The organism is Lysinibacillus sp. NPDC056185 (assembly GCF_047737915.1).
Lineage (GTDB): Bacteria > Bacillota > Bacilli > Bacillales_A > Planococcaceae > Lysinibacillus.
In genome coordinates this window covers 1-1,330 of sequence record NZ_JBLLLQ010000097.1, presented here as the reverse complement: position 1 = coordinate 1,330, position 1,330 = coordinate 1, and the positions used below count along the sequence as shown (strand labels likewise).

The 1,330-nt window shown below is 70.2% G+C and carries 3 protein-coding genes; all 3 read left to right on the top strand.

Features of this window, described 5'->3' with window-relative positions:
• Positions 1–66: 66 nt before the first annotated feature.
• Genes ACMZ42_RS27115 through ACMZ42_RS27105 form a run of 3 tightly spaced genes read left to right on the top strand, consistent with a single transcriptional unit; the run spans position 67 to position 1,297 of the window.
• Entirely contained in the window at positions 67–654 is a 588-nt protein-coding gene (locus ACMZ42_RS27115; RefSeq protein ID WP_415733441.1) for a hypothetical protein, read from the top strand.
• On the top strand, positions 651–1,124 hold the full coding sequence (locus ACMZ42_RS27110) for a hypothetical protein (RefSeq protein ID WP_415733440.1): 474 nt from the start codon (positions 651–653) through the stop codon (positions 1,122–1,124). Before ACMZ42_RS27115 ends, ACMZ42_RS27110 begins: the two co-directional genes overlap by 4 nt.
• The gene (locus ACMZ42_RS27105; protein WP_415733439.1) at positions 1,121–1,297 is read left to right on the top strand and encodes a hypothetical protein; all 177 of its coding nucleotides are present in this window, start codon (positions 1,121–1,123) and stop codon (positions 1,295–1,297) included. Before ACMZ42_RS27110 ends, ACMZ42_RS27105 begins: the two co-directional genes overlap by 4 nt.
• Positions 1,298–1,330 lie beyond the last annotated feature (33 nt).

The window sequence follows — 1,330 nt, the reverse complement described above, 5'->3', positions numbered from 1 at the left end:
CCGCCGCCTGACCACCCCCGCCGGCCCGGGGCGCCACTGCCCCGGGCCTCATCCGCAGGAGACCTCATGCCCACACCCACACCCGCCGACCAGCTTCGCGAGGCCGCCAGCCTGCTGCGCGACAAGGCCACCGCCGCGATCCATGAGGGCCGCACCACCTGGTCCACCGGCAACACCCTCGCCAGCCGCAGCCCCGTCGTCCTCGACGACCCCGAGCAGCCCTCCGTCCTCATCGAGACCTACGCCGCCCGGCTGGAACGCGTGAACTCCTACCTGGCACTCCTCGGCCCGGCCACCGGGATCGCCGTCGCCGACTGGCTGGACCGAGAAGCCGCCCTCTGGAACGCGGTGGAGACCACGGCCGCCGAGCACGGGCCGAAGGGCCTGAAAGTCACTGTCGGCCTCAGCACCCACACCGAAGCCCTCGCGGTGGCCCGGCAGATCCTCGGCACCACGACGGACACCACGGTGGCCGCTCCCGTAACCGAGGCGGCGCCCGTGGCCGTCATCCATGCCTGCCCCGGCCCGGACGACAACGGCACGAGCCCTTGCTGTCACCGCCCGCCGTTCGAGGTCCGTAGCGAGCGCATCACCCGCGACCCGGCGCTCGTCACCTGCCCCGGAGCCCCCGCCACCGAGGAGCCGACCCGATGAGCGAGCCGACCATCGCAGACCTCCGCCGCGAGCTGGAGAAGGCCCACCAAGTGCTCGACGCCGCCGAACAACACCTCGCTCGGCACGCCGAGATGAACGCCGCCCTCCACTGCTCCGAGCGCGTCATGTACTCCCCGCTCCACGCCAAGGTCACCACAGCCATGGCAGGCATCGAGCACGCCCTCAACCGCACCCAGCCCCCCAGTGCAGCGGCCAAGCCGGAGCACGCCGACGCCAACTGTCCGTGGATCGGAATCCTGGCCGACCTCGACCGTTGCCAGCACGGCCGCCACCAAGGCGACGCATGCGGGCCTGCCGACGACTGCACAGGAACGTCTGTCGGAAACCCGCACCTGCGCCCCGGAGCGGTCATCGGCTACACCCTGCGCCGGATCCCGATCGTCATGCCGGACCGCGATCACAAGCACGACCCTGCCGCGTGGCGCGCCACCGAGGAGCCGACCCGATGAGCGACCGCCGCGTACTGAATGACTGCGGGTTCAGCATCAACACCATCGCCGCCGAGTACGAAACCGATCAAGCACTGCGTGACGCAGGCAACGACATGGCGGATCCGTACTTTATTGCCGCCTGGACCGCAGAGCAGGAGCAGCGTCACCTCGATTTGGAGGCCACCCGATGATCCGCCAAGACCGTTTCCTTATCAGCCGCAAGC